General features: G+C 71.0%; 20 protein-coding genes. 9 read left to right on the forward strand and 11 right to left on the reverse strand.

Annotated elements, in window-relative coordinates; all coding sequences use genetic code 11:
- Positions 1-2 precede the first annotated feature (2 nt).
- From ACWZJV_RS05870 to ACWZJV_RS05890, 5 genes are read left to right on the forward strand one after another with little or no spacing between them, the layout of a single operon-like run.
- Positions 3-1,136 (forward strand): carboxylate-amine ligase, encoded by a 1,134-nt coding sequence (locus ACWZJV_RS05870; protein WP_008363892.1) that lies wholly within the window; start codon positions 3-5, stop codon positions 1,134-1,136.
- 30 nt (positions 1,137-1,166) lie between these two features.
- On the forward strand, positions 1,167-1,832 hold the full coding sequence (locus ACWZJV_RS05875) for a methyltransferase (RefSeq protein WP_457180569.1): 666 nt from the start codon (positions 1,167-1,169) through the stop codon (positions 1,830-1,832).
- Between the two features lies 1 nt (position 1,833).
- Entirely contained in the window at positions 1,834-2,763 is a 930-nt protein-coding gene (locus ACWZJV_RS05880; RefSeq protein ID WP_457180570.1) for an iron-containing redox enzyme family protein, read from the forward strand.
- Entirely contained in the window at positions 2,760-2,981 is a 222-nt protein-coding gene (locus ACWZJV_RS05885) for a CDGSH iron-sulfur domain-containing protein (RefSeq protein ID WP_008363887.1), read from the forward strand. Before ACWZJV_RS05880 ends, ACWZJV_RS05885 begins: the two co-directional genes overlap by 4 nt.
- A 12-nt stretch (positions 2,982-2,993) precedes the next feature.
- The gene (locus tag ACWZJV_RS05890; protein WP_457180571.1) at positions 2,994-4,016 is read left to right on the forward strand and encodes a DNA topoisomerase IB; all 1,023 of its coding nucleotides are present in this window, start codon (positions 2,994-2,996) and stop codon (positions 4,014-4,016) included.
- 7 nt (positions 4,017-4,023) lie between these two features.
- On the opposite strand, the gene ACWZJV_RS05895 is transcribed toward ACWZJV_RS05890, so the two are convergent.
- The 3 genes from ACWZJV_RS05895 to ACWZJV_RS05905 all read right to left on the reverse strand — a co-directional run bounded on the left by ACWZJV_RS05895 (position 4,024) and on the right by ACWZJV_RS05905 (position 5,753).
- Complete coding sequence (locus ACWZJV_RS05895; RefSeq protein WP_008363884.1) at positions 4,024-4,698, reverse strand: DUF6766 family protein; 675 nt, start codon at positions 4,696-4,698, stop codon at positions 4,024-4,026.
- Positions 4,699-4,792: 94 nt separating this feature from the next.
- Entirely contained in the window at positions 4,793-5,188 is a 396-nt protein-coding gene (locus ACWZJV_RS05900) for a hypothetical protein (RefSeq protein WP_457180572.1), read from the reverse strand.
- 10 nt (positions 5,189-5,198) lie between these two features.
- Positions 5,199-5,753, reverse strand: coding sequence for a Dps family protein (locus ACWZJV_RS05905; protein WP_008363880.1), 555 nt, complete (start codon positions 5,751-5,753; stop codon positions 5,199-5,201).
- 65 nt (positions 5,754-5,818) lie between these two features.
- On the opposite strand from ACWZJV_RS05905, the gene ACWZJV_RS05910 reads away from it, so the two are divergent.
- On the forward strand, positions 5,819-6,280 hold the full coding sequence (locus tag ACWZJV_RS05910) for a DUF3817 domain-containing protein (RefSeq protein WP_457180573.1): 462 nt from the start codon (positions 5,819-5,821) through the stop codon (positions 6,278-6,280).
- A gap of 25 nt (positions 6,281-6,305) precedes the next feature.
- Here the strand turns inward: ACWZJV_RS05910 and ACWZJV_RS05915 are convergent, their stop codons facing one another.
- The gene (locus tag ACWZJV_RS05915; protein WP_457180574.1) at positions 6,306-6,737 is read right to left on the reverse strand and encodes a winged helix-turn-helix transcriptional regulator; all 432 of its coding nucleotides are present in this window, start codon (positions 6,735-6,737) and stop codon (positions 6,306-6,308) included.
- Between the two features lie 104 nt (positions 6,738-6,841).
- On the opposite strand from ACWZJV_RS05915, the gene ACWZJV_RS05920 reads away from it, so the two are divergent.
- Positions 6,842-7,537, forward strand: coding sequence for an SDR family oxidoreductase (locus tag ACWZJV_RS05920; protein ID WP_457180575.1), 696 nt, complete (start codon positions 6,842-6,844; stop codon positions 7,535-7,537).
- Between the two features lie 20 nt (positions 7,538-7,557).
- Positions 7,558-8,352, forward strand: a complete 795-nt coding sequence (locus ACWZJV_RS05925) for a thioesterase family protein (RefSeq protein WP_457180576.1) — start codon at positions 7,558-7,560, stop codon at positions 8,350-8,352.
- A 39-nt stretch (positions 8,353-8,391) separates the two neighbouring features.
- On the opposite strand, the gene ACWZJV_RS05930 is transcribed toward ACWZJV_RS05925, so the two are convergent.
- The 4 genes from ACWZJV_RS05930 to galT all read right to left on the reverse strand — a co-directional run bounded on the left by ACWZJV_RS05930 (position 8,392) and on the right by galT (position 10,888).
- Entirely contained in the window at positions 8,392-8,946 is a 555-nt protein-coding gene (locus ACWZJV_RS05930; protein WP_008363874.1) for a hemerythrin domain-containing protein, read from the reverse strand.
- 67 nt (positions 8,947-9,013) lie between these two features.
- A complete protein-coding gene (locus ACWZJV_RS05935; RefSeq protein WP_008363872.1) occupies positions 9,014-9,412 on the reverse strand; it encodes a DUF5709 domain-containing protein in 399 nt (132 codons plus the stop codon).
- Positions 9,413-9,490: 78 nt separating this feature from the next.
- On the reverse strand, positions 9,491-9,676 hold the full coding sequence (locus tag ACWZJV_RS05940; RefSeq protein WP_196873375.1) for a hypothetical protein: 186 nt from the start codon (positions 9,674-9,676) through the stop codon (positions 9,491-9,493).
- Between the two features lie 105 nt (positions 9,677-9,781).
- Positions 9,782-10,888 (reverse strand): galactose-1-phosphate uridylyltransferase, encoded by a 1,107-nt coding sequence (galT, locus tag ACWZJV_RS05945; protein WP_457180577.1) that lies wholly within the window; start codon positions 10,886-10,888, stop codon positions 9,782-9,784.
- An 82-nt stretch (positions 10,889-10,970) separates the two neighbouring features.
- Here galT and ACWZJV_RS05950 point away from each other — a divergent pair, with 82 nt between their 5' ends.
- The gene (locus tag ACWZJV_RS05950; RefSeq protein ID WP_231380209.1) at positions 10,971-11,777 is read left to right on the forward strand and encodes a DeoR/GlpR family DNA-binding transcription regulator; all 807 of its coding nucleotides are present in this window, start codon (positions 10,971-10,973) and stop codon (positions 11,775-11,777) included.
- Here ACWZJV_RS05950 and ACWZJV_RS05955 read toward each other — a convergent pair.
- Genes ACWZJV_RS05955 through ACWZJV_RS05965 form a run of 3 tightly spaced genes read right to left on the reverse strand, consistent with a single transcriptional unit; the run spans position 11,774 to position 13,985 of the window.
- Positions 11,774-11,983: a hypothetical protein gene (locus ACWZJV_RS05955; RefSeq protein ID WP_457180578.1), complete on the reverse strand. Its 210-nt coding sequence runs from the start codon at positions 11,981-11,983 to the stop codon at positions 11,774-11,776. The genes ACWZJV_RS05950 and ACWZJV_RS05955 overlap by 4 nt on opposite strands.
- A 29-nt stretch (positions 11,984-12,012) precedes the next feature.
- Positions 12,013-13,272 carry a sensor histidine kinase gene (locus ACWZJV_RS05960; protein ID WP_457180579.1) on the reverse strand — a complete coding sequence of 420 codons (1,260 nt, stop codon included), beginning with the start codon at positions 13,270-13,272 and terminating at the stop codon, positions 12,013-12,015.
- On the reverse strand, positions 13,269-13,985 hold the full coding sequence (locus ACWZJV_RS05965; RefSeq protein ID WP_457180580.1) for a response regulator transcription factor: 717 nt from the start codon (positions 13,983-13,985) through the stop codon (positions 13,269-13,271). The genes ACWZJV_RS05960 and ACWZJV_RS05965 overlap by 4 nt, the downstream gene beginning before the upstream one ends.
- Between the last annotated feature and the right edge of the window lie 16 nt (positions 13,986-14,001).

Here is a 14,001-nt window from a genome sequence, read left to right on the forward strand (position 1 = left end):
TGGTGAGCAAAGACCTTTCGAGCAGTACCCATCACCGGGTCCGGACAGTCGGCGTCGAGGAGGAGCTGCTTCTCGTCGACGCCGAGACCGGCGTACCCCGGTCGGTGGCCAGCGAGGTGCTCCGGGTGGCGCGCCGGCACGGCGACACCGAGACCGACGAGGTGGGGGGCTCGGTGGGTCCGGAGATGCAGAAGCAGCAGGTCGAGACCGACACTCCCCCGGAGGAGTACCTCGGCCTCCTCGAGCTGGATCTTCGGCGGTGGCGCGACAAGGCACGCGCTGCGGCGAAGGAGGCAGGCGCGCTGATCCTGGCCAGCGGCACGACCCCGCTGCCGGTGCGTCCGCAGACCTTCGAGGACGAGCGCTACGCGGCGATCACCGAGCAGTTCGGGCTGACCGCCAGCGAGCAGCTCACCTGCGGCTGCCACGTACACGTCTCGGTCGACTCCGACGACGAGGCGATCGGGGCCCTGGACCGGATCCGCACCTGGCTTCCGGTGCTGTTGGCAATCAGCGCCAACTCGCCGTTCTGGCACGGCGACGACTCCGGCTACGCGAGCTTCCGGTCCCAGGCGATGACCCGTTGGCCGACCAACGGGCCGACCGAGGTCTTCGGCAGCGCTCAGGCGTACGCCGACCACCTGCGCCTCCTCATCGACACCGGGGTGCCGCTGGACGAGGGCATGGCGTACTTCGACGCCCGGCCGTCCCGCAACTACCCGACGCTCGAGGTCAGGGTCGCCGACGTCTGCCTCGATCCCCGCGACGCGGTGCTGATCGCCGGGCTGGCGCGGGCGCTGGTCGAGACCGGGGCGCGGGAATGGGCCCAGGGCGAGCCCGCGGACCCCACGTCCGTGGCCGTCCTCCGGCTGGCCATGTGGCAGGCGGGCCGGCACGGGGTCAGCGGCGACCTGCTGGACCCGAGGACGCACCGCCCGCGGCCGGCTCGCGACGTGGTGGACCAGCTGCTCGAGCACATCGGGCCGGCGCTGCGGGACACCGGAGACCTTGCCCGCGTGGAGCAGGGCATCGACCGGGTCTTCACGCGCGGCACCGGCTCCACGACCCAGCGCCGGATCCGCTCCGAGGTGGGCCGGCTCGACCGGGCCGTGATCCGCCTGGCCGAGCTCACCTGAGTGTCCCGACATCGAGGAGGTAGTGCTGTCATGATCCGATTCGGTCATCTCGACATCGACTTCGACGAGCGCGTGCTCACGCCGCGTACGTGGACGGCCCGGCAGTCCGAGTGGGCGGCCGAGCTGTCGGCGGGCCTGCCGGACGGACCGATGCTCGAGCTGTGCTCGGGCGCCGGCCAGATCGGCCTGCTCGCGGCGGCGCTGGTCGGGCGCCGGCTGGTGTGCGTCGACGCCGACCCGGTCGCCTGCGCGTTCGCCCGCGCCAACGCCGAGCGCGCCGGGCTGTCACACCTGGTGGAGGTACGCCACAGCAGCATGGACCAGGCACTCGACCCGGACGAGCGCTTCCACCTGGTGATCGCCGACCCGCCCTGGGTGCCGACGGCCCAGGTCGGGCGCTATCCCGAGGACCCGCTGCTCGCCATCGACGGCGGCGCGGACGGGATGCAGGTCGCCAGGACGTGCCTGGCCACGACCGCCCGCCACCCCTCCCCCGGCGGGGCGGCCGTGCTCCAGCTCGGCACGACCGACCAGGCCGACCGCGTGCTGCAGCTGCTCGAGGGCAGCGATCTGGCGGTCGAGGAGGTCCGCGACTCGCCGGGCGAGGGAGTGCTCGTGCACATCGCCCGGGCAGCGGTGCCGAGCATGTCGAGCACCGGCGCTGGGTACCAGGAGCTCGAGGGAAAGGTGGGCTGAGATGCTGCCTAAGTCGCGTGGCACCCTGAGTGCCGCTGTGTTCAACGCGCTCCAGAGCGGCGCCACCGCCGGTCTGGAGCCGTCGCCGGAGTCCGAGGAGGACGCCCAGATCGCCCTGTGGGCGCTCTACGAGCTGCACTACCGCGGCTTCGACGAGGTGGATGCCGAGCTCGAGTGGGACGCGGACCTGCTGCGTCTGCGCCGGGACCTGGAGAGGTCGTTCGAGGCCGAGCTGCGCAGGCGGTGGGAGGCCAGCCCTCTCCACCAGGCCGGCGAGCTGACCGACGTGATCGACGGGCACGACGGCCCGTCGCTGGCACGGTTCGTGCAGCGCAAGGCCGACCGCGAGCAGGCGCTCGAGCTCCTGCAGCACCGCTCGCTCTACCACCTCAAGGAGGCCGATCCCACCAGCTGGGTCATCCCTCGGCTCGACACCCGGCCCAAGGCCGCGCTGATGGAGGTCCTGTTCGACGAGTACGGCGACGGCGATCCGAACCGCCTGCATCACCACCTGTTCCGCCGCGGCATGGAGGCGTCCGGGCTACGGACCGACCACGCCTGCTACGTCGACGAGGCGCCGGTCGAGATCCTGGCGATGAACAACGCGCTGTCGCTGTTCGGGATGCACCGCCGGCTCCGCGGAGCGGCACTCGGTCACTTCGCCGCGTTCGAGGCGACGAGCTCGGTGCCGTCGCGACAGCTCGCCCGAGGCCTGCGGCGGCTCGACTTCCCGGACGAGATGGCCGCCTACTACGACGAGCACGTCGAGGCCGATGCCGTCCACGAGCAGGTCGCCCTGCGCGACGTGTGCGGCGCGTTCCTGGAGGAGAACCCGAGCGATCGCGACCAGCTGCTCCTCGGTGCCTTCACCTGTCTCGACCTGGAGGCCCGCTACGCCGAGGCGATGCTCGACCGATGGGGTGTCTCATGAGCGAGTTCGAGCACCCCTCGATCGTGCTGTGCCCGGCCGGGCCGATGCTCCTGCGCGGTAAGCACGAGGTCCTGGACGCCGAGGGCGAGGTCCACCACACGGTGCGCCCGGTCAGCGCGGTGTGCATGTGTGGCGGCTCCGCGATCAAGCCGTGGTGCGACGGTACGCACCGGCTGCTCGCCGCGCGAGCGCGCGACAACGACGAGACCACCGGGTGAGAGGGGCCCCTGGTGGTTCGACTTCGCCGGTCCTCGCCGGAGGAGCCGGGATGGACCCGCCGCCGCGCGGGCCGCGGCTTCGTCTACCTCGACGACGCCGGCGACCGGCTCGATGACGACACGGCGGCGCGCGTCCGGGCTCTCGCCATCCCGCCGGCCTGGGAGGACGTGTGGATCTGTCCTCACGAGAACGGTCATCTCCAGGCGGTGGGGACGGACGCGGCCGGCCGCCGCCAGTACCTCTACCACCCCGACTGGCGGGTGAAGCGCGACCAGGAGAAGTTCGACCGGGTCCTGGAGCTCGGCAGGGTCCTTCCCCGCGTACGCGAGCGGACGGAGCGCGACCTCGCCACGACCGGGATGAGCGCTGCCCGGGCGTCGGCCCTCGCCCTGCGACTCCTGGACCTCGGGTGCTTCCGGATCGGCAGCGACGCCTACGCCGACGACAACGGCGGCTTCGGCCTGACGACGCTGGAGCGCCGCCACGTCCGCAAGCGGGGCGACGCGTACGTCTTCGACTTCACCGGGAAGTCCGGCGTCCACCACACGATCGTCATCGACGACCCGGTCTCCGTCGAGGCGATCGCACAGCTGCGTCGAAGGCGCGGCGGCTTCGAGGAGATCCTCGCCTACAAGCAGGGCCCGAGATGGCAGCGGCTGACGCCCGCCATGGTCAACGACTACATGCGCGCGGTGAGCGGGCTGGAGGTGTCGGCGAAGGACTTCCGGACCTGGCACGCCACCGTGCTCGCCGCCCTCGCCCTGACCGACGACCCGGAGGCGGCCGAGCGCGTGACGCCGACCGCCAGGTCCCGGCACAAGCAGCAGGTCGCCGCGGTCAAGGAGGTCGCGGAGTACCTCGGCAACACCCCGGCCGTCGCCCGCAGCTCCTACGTCGACCCGCGGGTCCTCGAGCTGCACGAGCAGGGACGCACGATCCACGTACGCAAGGGGTCGAGCACGGACCCGAAGGCCCGCCAGACCGCGGCGGAGCGAGCCGTCCTGCGCCTGTTGGCGCAGGACGGCGACGCCTGACCGCTTCTCAGCCCTCGACGCCGGTGGCCTCGTGGGAGGACCCGACCGGCTTGCTCTCGGGTGATCCCCGCTGTCGCAGGTAGATCGACAGGACCGCCATCGAGCCGACCGCGAGGAACTCCGACTGCCAGTTCTGCAGGGTCCGCGCCCAGAAGTCGGAGTGCACCAGGTAGGAGCCCCACGCGATCGGGTCACGCAACTGCTGCAGCCTGACCTCGTTGTACGAGGCCCACCCGGCCACCGACTGGACCAGCCAGGACAGCAGGAAGATGACGCCCATGGCGATGCCGAGCGACCGCGAGTAGAGCGCGGTCCGCAGGCCGCCCACCCGGGCGAGCCTGGGCGAGTCGTCCTGGGCGTACGCCCCGACCTTCTGCTTCTCGTCCGACTCCTGGCCGGCGTCCTTGAGCGGTTTGGACTCCGGGGAACCGCGTTGCACCAGCCAGACGGTCAGCATGACGTAGAGGAGGAACTGGAGATACTCGCTCTGCCAGTTCTCCGTCACGTCCACCGCGAAGCTCGCCGAGGTGAGGTAGCCACCCAGCGTGATCCGGTCGAGACCGTCGGCGAACAGCTCGTCGTTCAGCTGGTGCCAACCGGCGATGGCCTGGCCGGCGAGGCTGCCCAGGAAGAGCGCCCCGAAGGCGAGGCTGAGCGAGTTCTCCTTGAGGAATCGTCGCATCGCTGCTCCTCACCCGTGCCTCAGCGCGAGCACGAACGTGTAGAGCAGTCCGATGCCGATGACCGCCAGATAGGCGACGTACATGATCCGCATCTCAGCCTCCGTGCAGCGTGCAGTCGTAGGGCTTCGGCGGCTGCGGTGTGCAGCCTGCCGCGTGCAGCAGCCAGCGGTCGGCGAACCGGGTCAGGAAGAGCGTCTCGCCCTGGTACCGGACCTCGGCCATCGTCCCGAAGACGTCGATGCGGTCGAGGGTGCCCGGCTCGGGCAACTGCTCCTCGGACAGCGCCTCCGCGCACGGTTTCTTGGCGGCCGCCTCCAGCTCGGTCCGCGTCTCCGGAGCGAGCAGCGCGCACGCGCCCGCCCAGTCCTGCGCGGCGACCGAGTCCTGGAAGGCGGTCGCGCGCTCACGTACCGCGTCCTCCTGCCCGGAGGCGCACCCGGTGAGCATCATCGGGAGGAGCAGTGCCAGCGTCGTCGACCACCACCGCATCGGATCCCCCTCAGCCGCGGGCGGCGCGGGCCGCGCCTGCCTCCGTGGCCTCGCCGCTGGTCTGCAGCTGGCCGCCCTGGTCCTCCAGGTGGGCGCGTACGAACCAGTGGAAGAGCTCGAGCTGCTCGGTCTGCCCGATCAGGATGTCCTGGGTCACCAGGTCGAGCTCCTCGAGGGCCTTGATGGCCTTGCGGTAGGACTCGATGACGCCCCGATAGGTGACGTCGAGCGCGGCGAGGTGCTCCTGGGTGGTGGCCCGGCCGATGCTGTAGTCGTTCCACTCGCGCTCCTCGACCAGTGCGCCCGGGGTGCCTCGCGGGGCACCGCCCAGGGTCGCGATGCGCTCGGCGAGCGCATCGGCCATCGCGCGTACGGCGTCGACCTGGGGGTCGATCATCTCGTGGACCGCGATGAAGTGCGGCCCCACGACGTTCCAGTGCACGTGCTTGAGCGTGAGCTGGAGGTCGTTCGCGGCGTGCAGGCGGGACTGGAGCAGGTCGATGGTCGTCCGAGCATCGCTCTCGTCCATGCCCGGGATCGTGTAGTGCAGCGTGTCGGTCGTCATGCCGCGATCGGTACCCGTGGCCGCTCGATTCATACCAGTACACGGGTGCGAATAGACTTTGGCGCGTGTCCGCCCTTCTCAGCTCGCCGTCCCGCATCTACCGGATCGTCGCCACTGCCGAGGCGGTGACCTGGGCCGGGCTGCTCAGCGGCATGTTCCTGAAGTACGTCACCGAGACCACCGAGCTGGGAGTCAGCATCTTCGGGATGCTGCACGGGATCGTCTTCATCACCTACTGCGTGACCACGACCGCGATCGCGGTCGACCAGCGCTGGTCGCTCGGCCGCCTGGTCGCCGGCCTCGCCTCCTCGATCCCGCCGTTCCTGACGCTCTGGTTCGAGCGCTACGCCGAGCGCCGCGGCCTCCTGGCCCCGACGTGGCGGCTCATCGAGGAGTCGCCGGCCCGCCCCCTCGAGCGGCCGCTGGCGTGGCTGCTCCGCAACCCCGTGCGCGGCCTGGCCACCGGCGTCGCGAGCGTCGCCGCGCTGACCGTGGTCGCGCTCGTCGCCGGGCCGCCGGTCGGCTGAACCCCGGCCGCACCGCGCGGCTCGATCAGCTCGCGGCGTCCGCGAGCTCGACCTCGCCGCTGCGTACGACCTCCCCGCAGGCCCTGCAGGCCATCACGGGGTGGAACTCCGAGCCACAGGAGTGCACGAACCTGAGCGGCGGGCCGTCGTCGCCGGCCAGGTGACGGTCGCCGAACTCGCGCATCGCGGCGATGATCGGCGCGAGCGAGCGGCCGAGGTCGGTCAAGTGGTACTCGAACCTCGGGGGACGCTGCTCGTACTGCACCCGGGTCACCAGTCCGTGCGCCTCGAGCCGGCGCAGGCGGTCGGTGAGGATGTCGCGCGGGCCTCCCGTGAAACGGACGATCTCCTCGAACCGGCGACTTCCGAGGAAGAGCTCACGGACGACGAGCAGGGTCCACTTGGAGCCGACGAGCTCCAGCGTTCGCGCGACCGAGCACTCACGTACCTCCGACATCATGGTTCGATCCTAATCGAGTTGGAAAACCAAACCAACCCGAGTACGTTGGAAAAACCAACCCACAGGGAGCGGCGTCCGCGCCCTCGAAACAGGAGAACCACATGCCCACTCTCGCGAACGCGGTCGTCCTGGTGACCGGCGCCAACGGCGGCCTCGGCACCCACTTCGTCAACCAGGCCCTGGAGCGCGGCGCCGCCAAGGTCTATGCCGCCGCCCGCAGCCCTCGCGAGTGGGGCGACCCCCGCATCGTGCCGCTGAAGCTCGACGTGACCGACCACGACTCGGTCGTGGAGGCGGCGGCCCTCGCCGGGGACGTCACGGTCCTCATCAACAACGCGGGCAGCTCGAACGGCGCCAGCGTGACCGGCGACCTCAGCGCCGTCCGCGACCTGTTCGAGACCAACTTCTGGGGAGCGCTCGACGTCACCAACGCCTTCCTGCCGTCGCTGCGCGCCAGCAAGGGTGTCGTGCTCAACGTGCTCTCGGTCCTGAGCTGGTACGGCATCGGCGACGCCTACAGCGCCACCAAGGCAGCGCTGTGGTCGGCGACCAACACCCAGCGTCTCGCCCTGGCCGGCGACGGTATCCACGTCGCGTCGCTGCACTTGGGCTACACCGACACCCCCATGACGGCCCGCATCACCGAGCCGAAGAACGATCCGGCCGACGTGATCCGCACCGCCTACGAAGGCCTCGAGAGCGACGCGTACGAGATCATCGCCGACAAGGTGAGCGCCGACGTCAAGGCCGGTCTCGCCCAGCCGATCGAGGCGCTCTACCCGCAGCTGAGCCGCTGACCGGCAGCCCGGAGACGCTGATGACCCTCGAGTTCGACGCCTTCTACCAGCCGACCGGCGAGGACGGCATCTTCGAGTCGACCCCGGCCACGGCCAGCCCCTGGGACCACTCGCTGCAGCATGGCGGCCCTCCCGCCGCCCTGCTGGCCCGGGCGATCGAGTCGGTACGCTCCGACCCGGCCCTGTCCATCGCCCGGTTCACCGCCGACATGCTCGGCGGCATCCCTCAGGGGACGATGCGCGTCGAGGCGCACGTGGTTCGGCCGGGTCGCCGGGTCGAGCTCGTCGAGGCCTCGCTGTGGGCCGGCGAGCGGCTCGCCGTCAAGGCGAGCGCCTGGCTGATCCGGGCCACGCCGGGGTCGACCCGCGAGCACTGGTGCTCCGGCGGGAAAGTTCCCGCCATCCCGCAGGCCTCCTCCGAGCGGTTCTTCGAGGGGGTCAGCCCGGACTGGGGCTACGGCCGCGCCCTCGACTGGCGGTTCGTCAGCGGCGGCTACGAGCCGGGCCCGGCGACGGTCTGGGCGCGCCTGCGGGTTCCGCTGGTCGCCGGCGAGGAGACCTCCCCGGTGCAGCGTCTCCTCACCCTGGCCGACTCCACCAACGGCCTGTCCGGCTCCCTGCCGATGAGCTCGTGGTACTTCATCCCGCCGACCGTGACCGTCACCGTCGAGCGACCGCCGGTGAGCGAGTGGATGCTGCTCGACGCCCGCAGCACCATCGGCCCGGACGGCATCGGGCTCGCGCAGGGCGGCATGTCCGACGAGCACGGCAGATTCGCCGTCGTCACCCAGCCGCTGATGGTTGCCCCGCGCTGAGCATCGACCAACCGCTCGCGCGGGGCACCACCATGCCGGTCAGCTGTCGGCGTGCTGATCCAGCTCCTGGCGCAGGGCCTGCTTGTCCTTGTCGCCGGCGGGGATGCCCGCGTTGGACGCCTGACGGCGCATCTCGTCACGGGTGATGTCCTGGGGCATCTCGCCGAGGTGCTCCTGCCGGCTCTTCAGAAAGGCCTTGCCCAGCTCGGTACGCCGGGTGTCGTCGAGACGGCTGCGCATGCCGGGCAGCACGGTCGACTCCTCCTCCTCGATGTGGTGCGAGACGGCGTCGACCACCTCGGCCAGCTTGTTGTCATAGGCCGTGGAGTAGGGGTCGCACTCGCTGAGCTCGGCGAGCAGGCGGTCGGCCAGGAGGTGCTCCTCCTGGCTGTGCGCGACGTCGTCCGCCTCGCCGGCCTCGTCCCGGGCGACCGGGTAGACCTCGGCCTCCTCGGCACGGCTGTGTGCGGACAGGAGGGTCACCAGAACGGGGGTCAGCCCGGCACGTACCTCCGGTTCTCGCTCCAGCTTCTCGAACAGGCTCTCCACCTCACGGTGGTCCTGCATGATCAGGTCGGTCACATCTTCGGACACGGTCGTCCTCCTCTGTGCTGATAGGGATCCGGCACCCACCAGTACCCCCGAAGGGGCAGGATCAGCCTCAGTCAGGGGGCTCGTCGACGATGTGCACCGCCGCCTCCTCGGCAGAGGCTCCGGCACCGTCGATCCCCTCGTCGTGCCCGATGAGCGTGCCCTCCTCGTCCTCGCGCACACCCTCGTCGGGGCTGGTGAGGCGACCCGAACGAGCCTCGCCCACCTCCCCGGTCACCGGCCCGTCCAGGATGTCGGCGTCGGCCTCGGCCTCCGCCTCCTCCCAGACCTCGGGCTCCTCCTGAGCGCGGCGCTCGTCGATGGTCTCGCCCTCGATCTCCTCCCGGGGCGTGACCCCCTTGGCGGTGACGCCCCGCGGGCGCTCGGGCGGGGAGTAGCCCTCGTCCAGGACGTCGTCCACGCCGCGGTCGTCGAGGGTGTCTTCTGGCTGAAGCTGTTCTCCACTCATGGCACGACCGGTATCCCCCGACCGGTCCGAGGATGCTCCGCGGCCGTTCCTACTTCACGTCCTGCTTCACGTCCTGCCTCACGCAGGCCCGCCCTCGCCGGTGTCGGCGGCGAGCAGGTCGACGTCGACGATCTCCTGATGAGAGATCTTCTCCGTGACGAGCTCCTGCTGCTCCTCGGTGAGGGTCACCCCGGCCTCCTGGAGCGCCTTGCCGAGCTCGTCCCGGATGGTTCCTTCGGGCGCGGTCTCCTGCCACGCGGTCACTCGTTCGACCACACCTCGAAGTGCCTGTACGCGGGCATCATCCTGATTCATCTCAGTCATCCGCACGCGGTACCCGGCCCTGTCGAGGACATGCGGTCGAGCGGGTCAGACCGGGTTGTCCTCGTCCGCGCGGGCGATCGCGTCGCGCAGCCGCTCGGCCTGGTGCTCCGGCGGGATGTCGGCCACCCAGGCACCCATCGCCGCCTCGCTGCCGGCCAGGTATTTCAGCTTGTCGGCCCCACGCCGCGGGCTGGTGAGCTGGAGGGTGAGCCGGACGCTGTCGCGGTGGGACCGCACCGGAGCCTGGTGCCAGGCGGCGATGTAGGGGGTCGGGTCGTCGTAGAGCGCGTCGACGCCCCGCAGGAGGCGCAGGTAGAGCGTGCTCAGCTCCTCGCGCTGGGCGTCGGTGGTGGCCGCGAAGTCCGGCACCTGGGCGTGTGGCATCAGGTGGACCTCGACGGGCCAGCGGGCGGCGTACGGCACGAAGGCGGTCCAGTGCTCGCCGGAGAGGACGACCCGCTCCCCCGCCTGCTCGAAGGCGAGGAGGTCGGCCTGCAGATTCGGCCCGTACTCCTCGATCGCGGCGAGAAGGCGCTGCGTCCTCGGCGTGATGTAGGGGTAGGCGTAGATCTGGCCGTGTGGGTGGCGGAGGGTGACCCCGATGGCCTCGCCCCGGTTCTCGAAGGGGAAGACCTGCGCGACCCCCGGGAGGGCCGAGAGCTCGGCGGTGCGATCCGCCCAGGCCTCGATCACCGTCCGGGCGCGCTCGCGCGACAGCGAGCCGAACGACCCCTCGTGCTCAGGGCTGAAGCAGACCACCTCGCAGCGTCCGACGGCGGTGGCGCTGCGGCCGAGCGCGAGGCCGGAGAGGTCCGCCGGCCCCTCCCCCGGGTCCGGGCCGAACGACGGCGACCGGTTCTCGAAGACCGCGACGTCGTACGTCGAGGGGATCTCGGAAGGGTTGCCGGACGTCTGCGGCGCCAACGGGTCCAGGTGGGCCGGCGGCAGCATCACCCTGGTCTGACGCGCGGTCGCCACGGTGACCCACTCGCCGGTCAGCACGTCCTGACGCATCTGCGCGGTCGGAGGTCGCGGAGGCAGCTCCCGCCCGTCGGCCGCGCGCTCGGCCGGCAGGGTCGAGCCGGGATCGTCGAAGTAGATGAGCTCGCGCCCGTCGGCCAGCGCATGGACCTGTTTGGGAATCCCTGTCACGGCTCGAAGGCTAGATCTCTTTCGTTATCGAAATCAACTCTTTCGCATTGACAAATGTCGACGGCGTGAGCAGCATGTCGGCATGCCCGAGCCCGTGGAGCATCTGCCGACCGAGGAGCGCCGCGACCGGATCCGCGAGCTCGTCGAGGAGCGCAGCTTCATGCGGGTCGTCGATCTCAGCGAGACGTTCGGCGTCTCCACCGTCACGGTGCGTACGGACCTGGAGGCCCTCGAGCACGGCGGCGCCGTCCGGCGGATCCGAGGCGGCGCGATGCCGGCCGAAGGCCTGCGCGAGCGACCGTTCGAGGAGGTCCAGGTCGACGCGGCTCCTCAGAAGAAGGCCATCGCCCGGCTCGCCGTCGACCAGCTCACCTCCGGTATGAGCGTCCTGCTCGACGTCGGCACCACCACTGCGGCCATCGCCGCCGAGCTGGTCCGCCGGACGGATCTGGTCGACGTCACGGTCATCACCAACGGGCTCTCGATCGCACTCAGCCTGGAGCCGGCGCTGCCCCGCCTGCAGGTCATCGTGACCGGCGGTACGCTCCGCCCGCTCCAGCACTCCCTGGTCCCGCCGCTCGCCGACACCGTCCTCGGCCGCATCCGCGCCGACCTCGCCTTCATCGGCTGCAACGGCGTCGACGTCGAGGCCGGCATCACCAACATCAACCTCCCCGAGGCGGAGCTGAAGCGGGCGATGATCGCGGCCGCCTCCCGCGTCGTCGTCACCGCCGACAGCAGCAAGCTCGGTCGCGTCCATCTCGGCCGGGTCGCCGAGATCGGCCGGATCGACACCCTCGTCACCGACGACCGCCACACCCCTGCCCTCGAGGCGATCCAGGGCGTCACCGACCTCGAGATGCTCGTCGCCAGCGGCGAGGGAGGCTAGGCAGCGGGCGCATCGGCGCGCCAGCAGTCCTCCGACGTGTGCTCGACCACCCCGTAGTAGGCCGCGGGCTCCGCGGGCGCGGTCTGGGCCGGGTCGACACGAACCTCCACGCTCATGCACCCCTGCAGGGCGAGCCCGACGACGGTGCCGAGCAGAACCACGGGGGCGAAGGTTCTGACCCCGCGCCACGTCCTCGCTGTTCTCATGCTCACTCCTCAAACGGTAGGTCGGCGGGTCACCCGAGCAGCGGGTCTCCCTCCGGGGGTGCGTCGGTGCGGTTGGCGGAACGATTCATGGCGTGGTCGGGCAGCCAGAGCACGAAGGTGCTTCCGGCCGGGCCACGGCTGACCAGCACGAGCCGGCCCTCGTGGCTCTCAGCGATCTGGCGGGCGATGGCGAGACCGAGACCGGACCCGTCCGTGCCCTGCTCCCGGCCGGACGACCCGTTGCCGCGGTAGAACCGGTCGAAGATCCGGTCCTGGTCGGCAGCGGCGATCCCCGGTCCTTCGTCGGCGACCGCGGCCCACGCCCAACCCTGCCGTCCGCCCATGCCCACGGTGATGGTCGAGCCCGCCGGCGCGAGCCTGACCGCGTTCGACAGCAGGTTGGCGACGGCCCGTTGCAGCGCATCGGGGTCACCGACGACGACCGGTCCGCGGTGGCTGCGCTCCACGATCGTGAGGTGGCGAGCCTCGGCGGGGAGGCGGTACTCCCGGACCGCCGCGGTGACCGCTTCGGCCAGGTCGACCTGGCGGTCGACGAAGGCCTCCGAGCGGCTGCGGGCGATGGCGAGCAGGTCCTCGAGGAGGCGGCGCATGCGGCGCGTGGCCTGGAGCACGACCACGCTCGCCTCGTGGCGCTCGGCAGTCGTCGACCGGTCGTTGGCCAGGACCGCCTCGACATTGGTGTGGATCAAGGAGACCGGGTTGCGCAGCTCGTGGGAGACGTCCTCGACGAAGCGGCGCTGGTCGGAGAACGCCCGGTCCAGGCGGGCGAGCATCCCGTCGATCGTGTCCGCGAGCGTACGCAGCTCGTCGTGCGGTCCGGTCGCGCCGATCCGCCGGGTGAGGTCGGAGGCGTTGATCTCCTGGGCGGTGCGCGTGATCGCGCCGACCGGCCTCAGCGCGCGCCCGGCCACCCACCAGCCGATGGCGAGGCTGAGGACGAACATCACGACCAGCGCGATGATCGAGTAGTTGCGCAACGTCTGGAGGGAGGCGTAGTTGACCGCCTCCTGGACATCGGCGAAGTCCGCGGCCTGAAACTCCTGCCCCGGCTTGTAGACGATGTGGCCGTCCTGGGTCTCGAACTTCTTGACCGTCACCGGGTCGAGCGGGGCGGCGCTGATGCTGCTCGAGAGCGCGAGATAGACACCGGCGAGCAGCAACGCGGTGACGCCGAACAGGAGCGAGGAGTACGTCAGCGCGAGCCGCACCCTGACGGTGCGCAGCCACCGAGGAAGCCGCACGGCCAGGCGACGTACGCCCCCGCTCATGCGGTCGCGCCCTGGTCGAGCTCGGGCAGGTCCCGGAGCCGGTAGCCGCGGCCGACGACGGTCTCGAGGGCCGCAGGCTCGTCGCCGACGGTCAGCTTGCGGCGCAGGGTACCGACCGTGACCCGGACCGTCTGGGTGAACGGGTCGGCGTTCTCGTCCCAGACGTGCTCGAGAAGCTCCTCGGCCGAGACGATGAAGGCCGGCCGGGTCATCAGATAGCGCAGGACGGAGAACTCCTTGAGGGTCAGGCCGAGCTCCCGGTCGCCCCGCCGGGCCAGCTGCCGGGCGGTGTCGAGCCGGATCGGCCCGTGGGTCAGCACGGAGGTGCCGTCGCTGCTCGGCCGGCGCAGCAGCGCCCGCAGCCGGGCGGTCAGCTCGGCCAGCTCGAAGGGCTTGGTCAGGTAGTCGTCGGCGCCCACGTCCAGGCCGCGCACCCGGTCGTCGAGGCGGTTGCGGGCGGTGAGCATCAGGATCCGCGGGACCTCCTCGCCGGCGATCTCCACTCCCCCGGTACGCAGCGCCGAGGCGACCTCGAAGCCGCTGCCGTCGGGCAGGTTGACGTCCAGGACCACCAGGTCGTAGGCGTTCAGGCCGAGCTTGTCGAGCGCGTCGGCGACCGAGCCCGCGCCGTCGACGGCGTAGCCCTCCCGCTGCAGCGCGACCTTCAGCGCGCTGACCAGGCCCGCCTGGTCCTCGACGATCAAGACCCTCACGCTCAAGAACGGTAGC

It is taken from the genome of Nocardioides sp. WG-D5 (genome assembly GCF_054031175.1).

What these genes read in the sequence shown, in the direction of transcription:
- ACWZJV_RS05875 (WP_457180569.1), top strand. Translation starts at nt 1,167, where the DNA reads ATGATCCGATTCGGTCATCTCGACATCGACTTCGACGAGCGCGTGCTC.
- ACWZJV_RS05880 (WP_457180570.1), top strand. Translation starts at nt 1,834, where the DNA reads ATGCTGCCTAAGTCGCGTGGCACCCTGAGTGCCGCTGTGTTCAACGCG.
- ACWZJV_RS05885 (WP_008363887.1), top strand. Translation starts at nt 2,760, where the DNA reads ATGAGCGAGTTCGAGCACCCCTCGATCGTGCTGTGCCCGGCCGGGCCG.
- ACWZJV_RS05895 (WP_008363884.1), bottom strand. Translation starts at nt 4,698, where the DNA reads ATGCGACGATTCCTCAAGGAGAACTCGCTCAGCCTCGCCTTCGGGGCG.
- ACWZJV_RS05900 (WP_457180572.1), bottom strand. Translation starts at nt 5,188, where the DNA reads ATGCGGTGGTGGTCGACGACGCTGGCACTGCTCCTCCCGATGATGCTC.
- ACWZJV_RS05905 (WP_008363880.1), bottom strand. Translation starts at nt 5,753, where the DNA reads ATGACGACCGACACGCTGCACTACACGATCCCGGGCATGGACGAGAGC.
- ACWZJV_RS05915 (WP_457180574.1), bottom strand. Translation starts at nt 6,737, where the DNA reads ATGTCGGAGGTACGTGAGTGCTCGGTCGCGCGAACGCTGGAGCTCGTC.
- ACWZJV_RS05920 (WP_457180575.1), top strand. Translation starts at nt 6,842, where the DNA reads ATGCCCACTCTCGCGAACGCGGTCGTCCTGGTGACCGGCGCCAACGGC.
- ACWZJV_RS05925 (WP_457180576.1), top strand. Translation starts at nt 7,558, where the DNA reads ATGACCCTCGAGTTCGACGCCTTCTACCAGCCGACCGGCGAGGACGGC.
- ACWZJV_RS05935 (WP_008363872.1), bottom strand. Translation starts at nt 9,412, where the DNA reads ATGAGTGGAGAACAGCTTCAGCCAGAAGACACCCTCGACGACCGCGGC.
- ACWZJV_RS05950 (WP_231380209.1), top strand. Translation starts at nt 10,971, where the DNA reads ATGCCCGAGCCCGTGGAGCATCTGCCGACCGAGGAGCGCCGCGACCGG.
- ACWZJV_RS05955 (WP_457180578.1), bottom strand. Translation starts at nt 11,983, where the DNA reads ATGAGAACAGCGAGGACGTGGCGCGGGGTCAGAACCTTCGCCCCCGTG.
- ACWZJV_RS05960 (WP_457180579.1), bottom strand. Translation starts at nt 13,272, where the DNA reads ATGAGCGGGGGCGTACGTCGCCTGGCCGTGCGGCTTCCTCGGTGGCTG.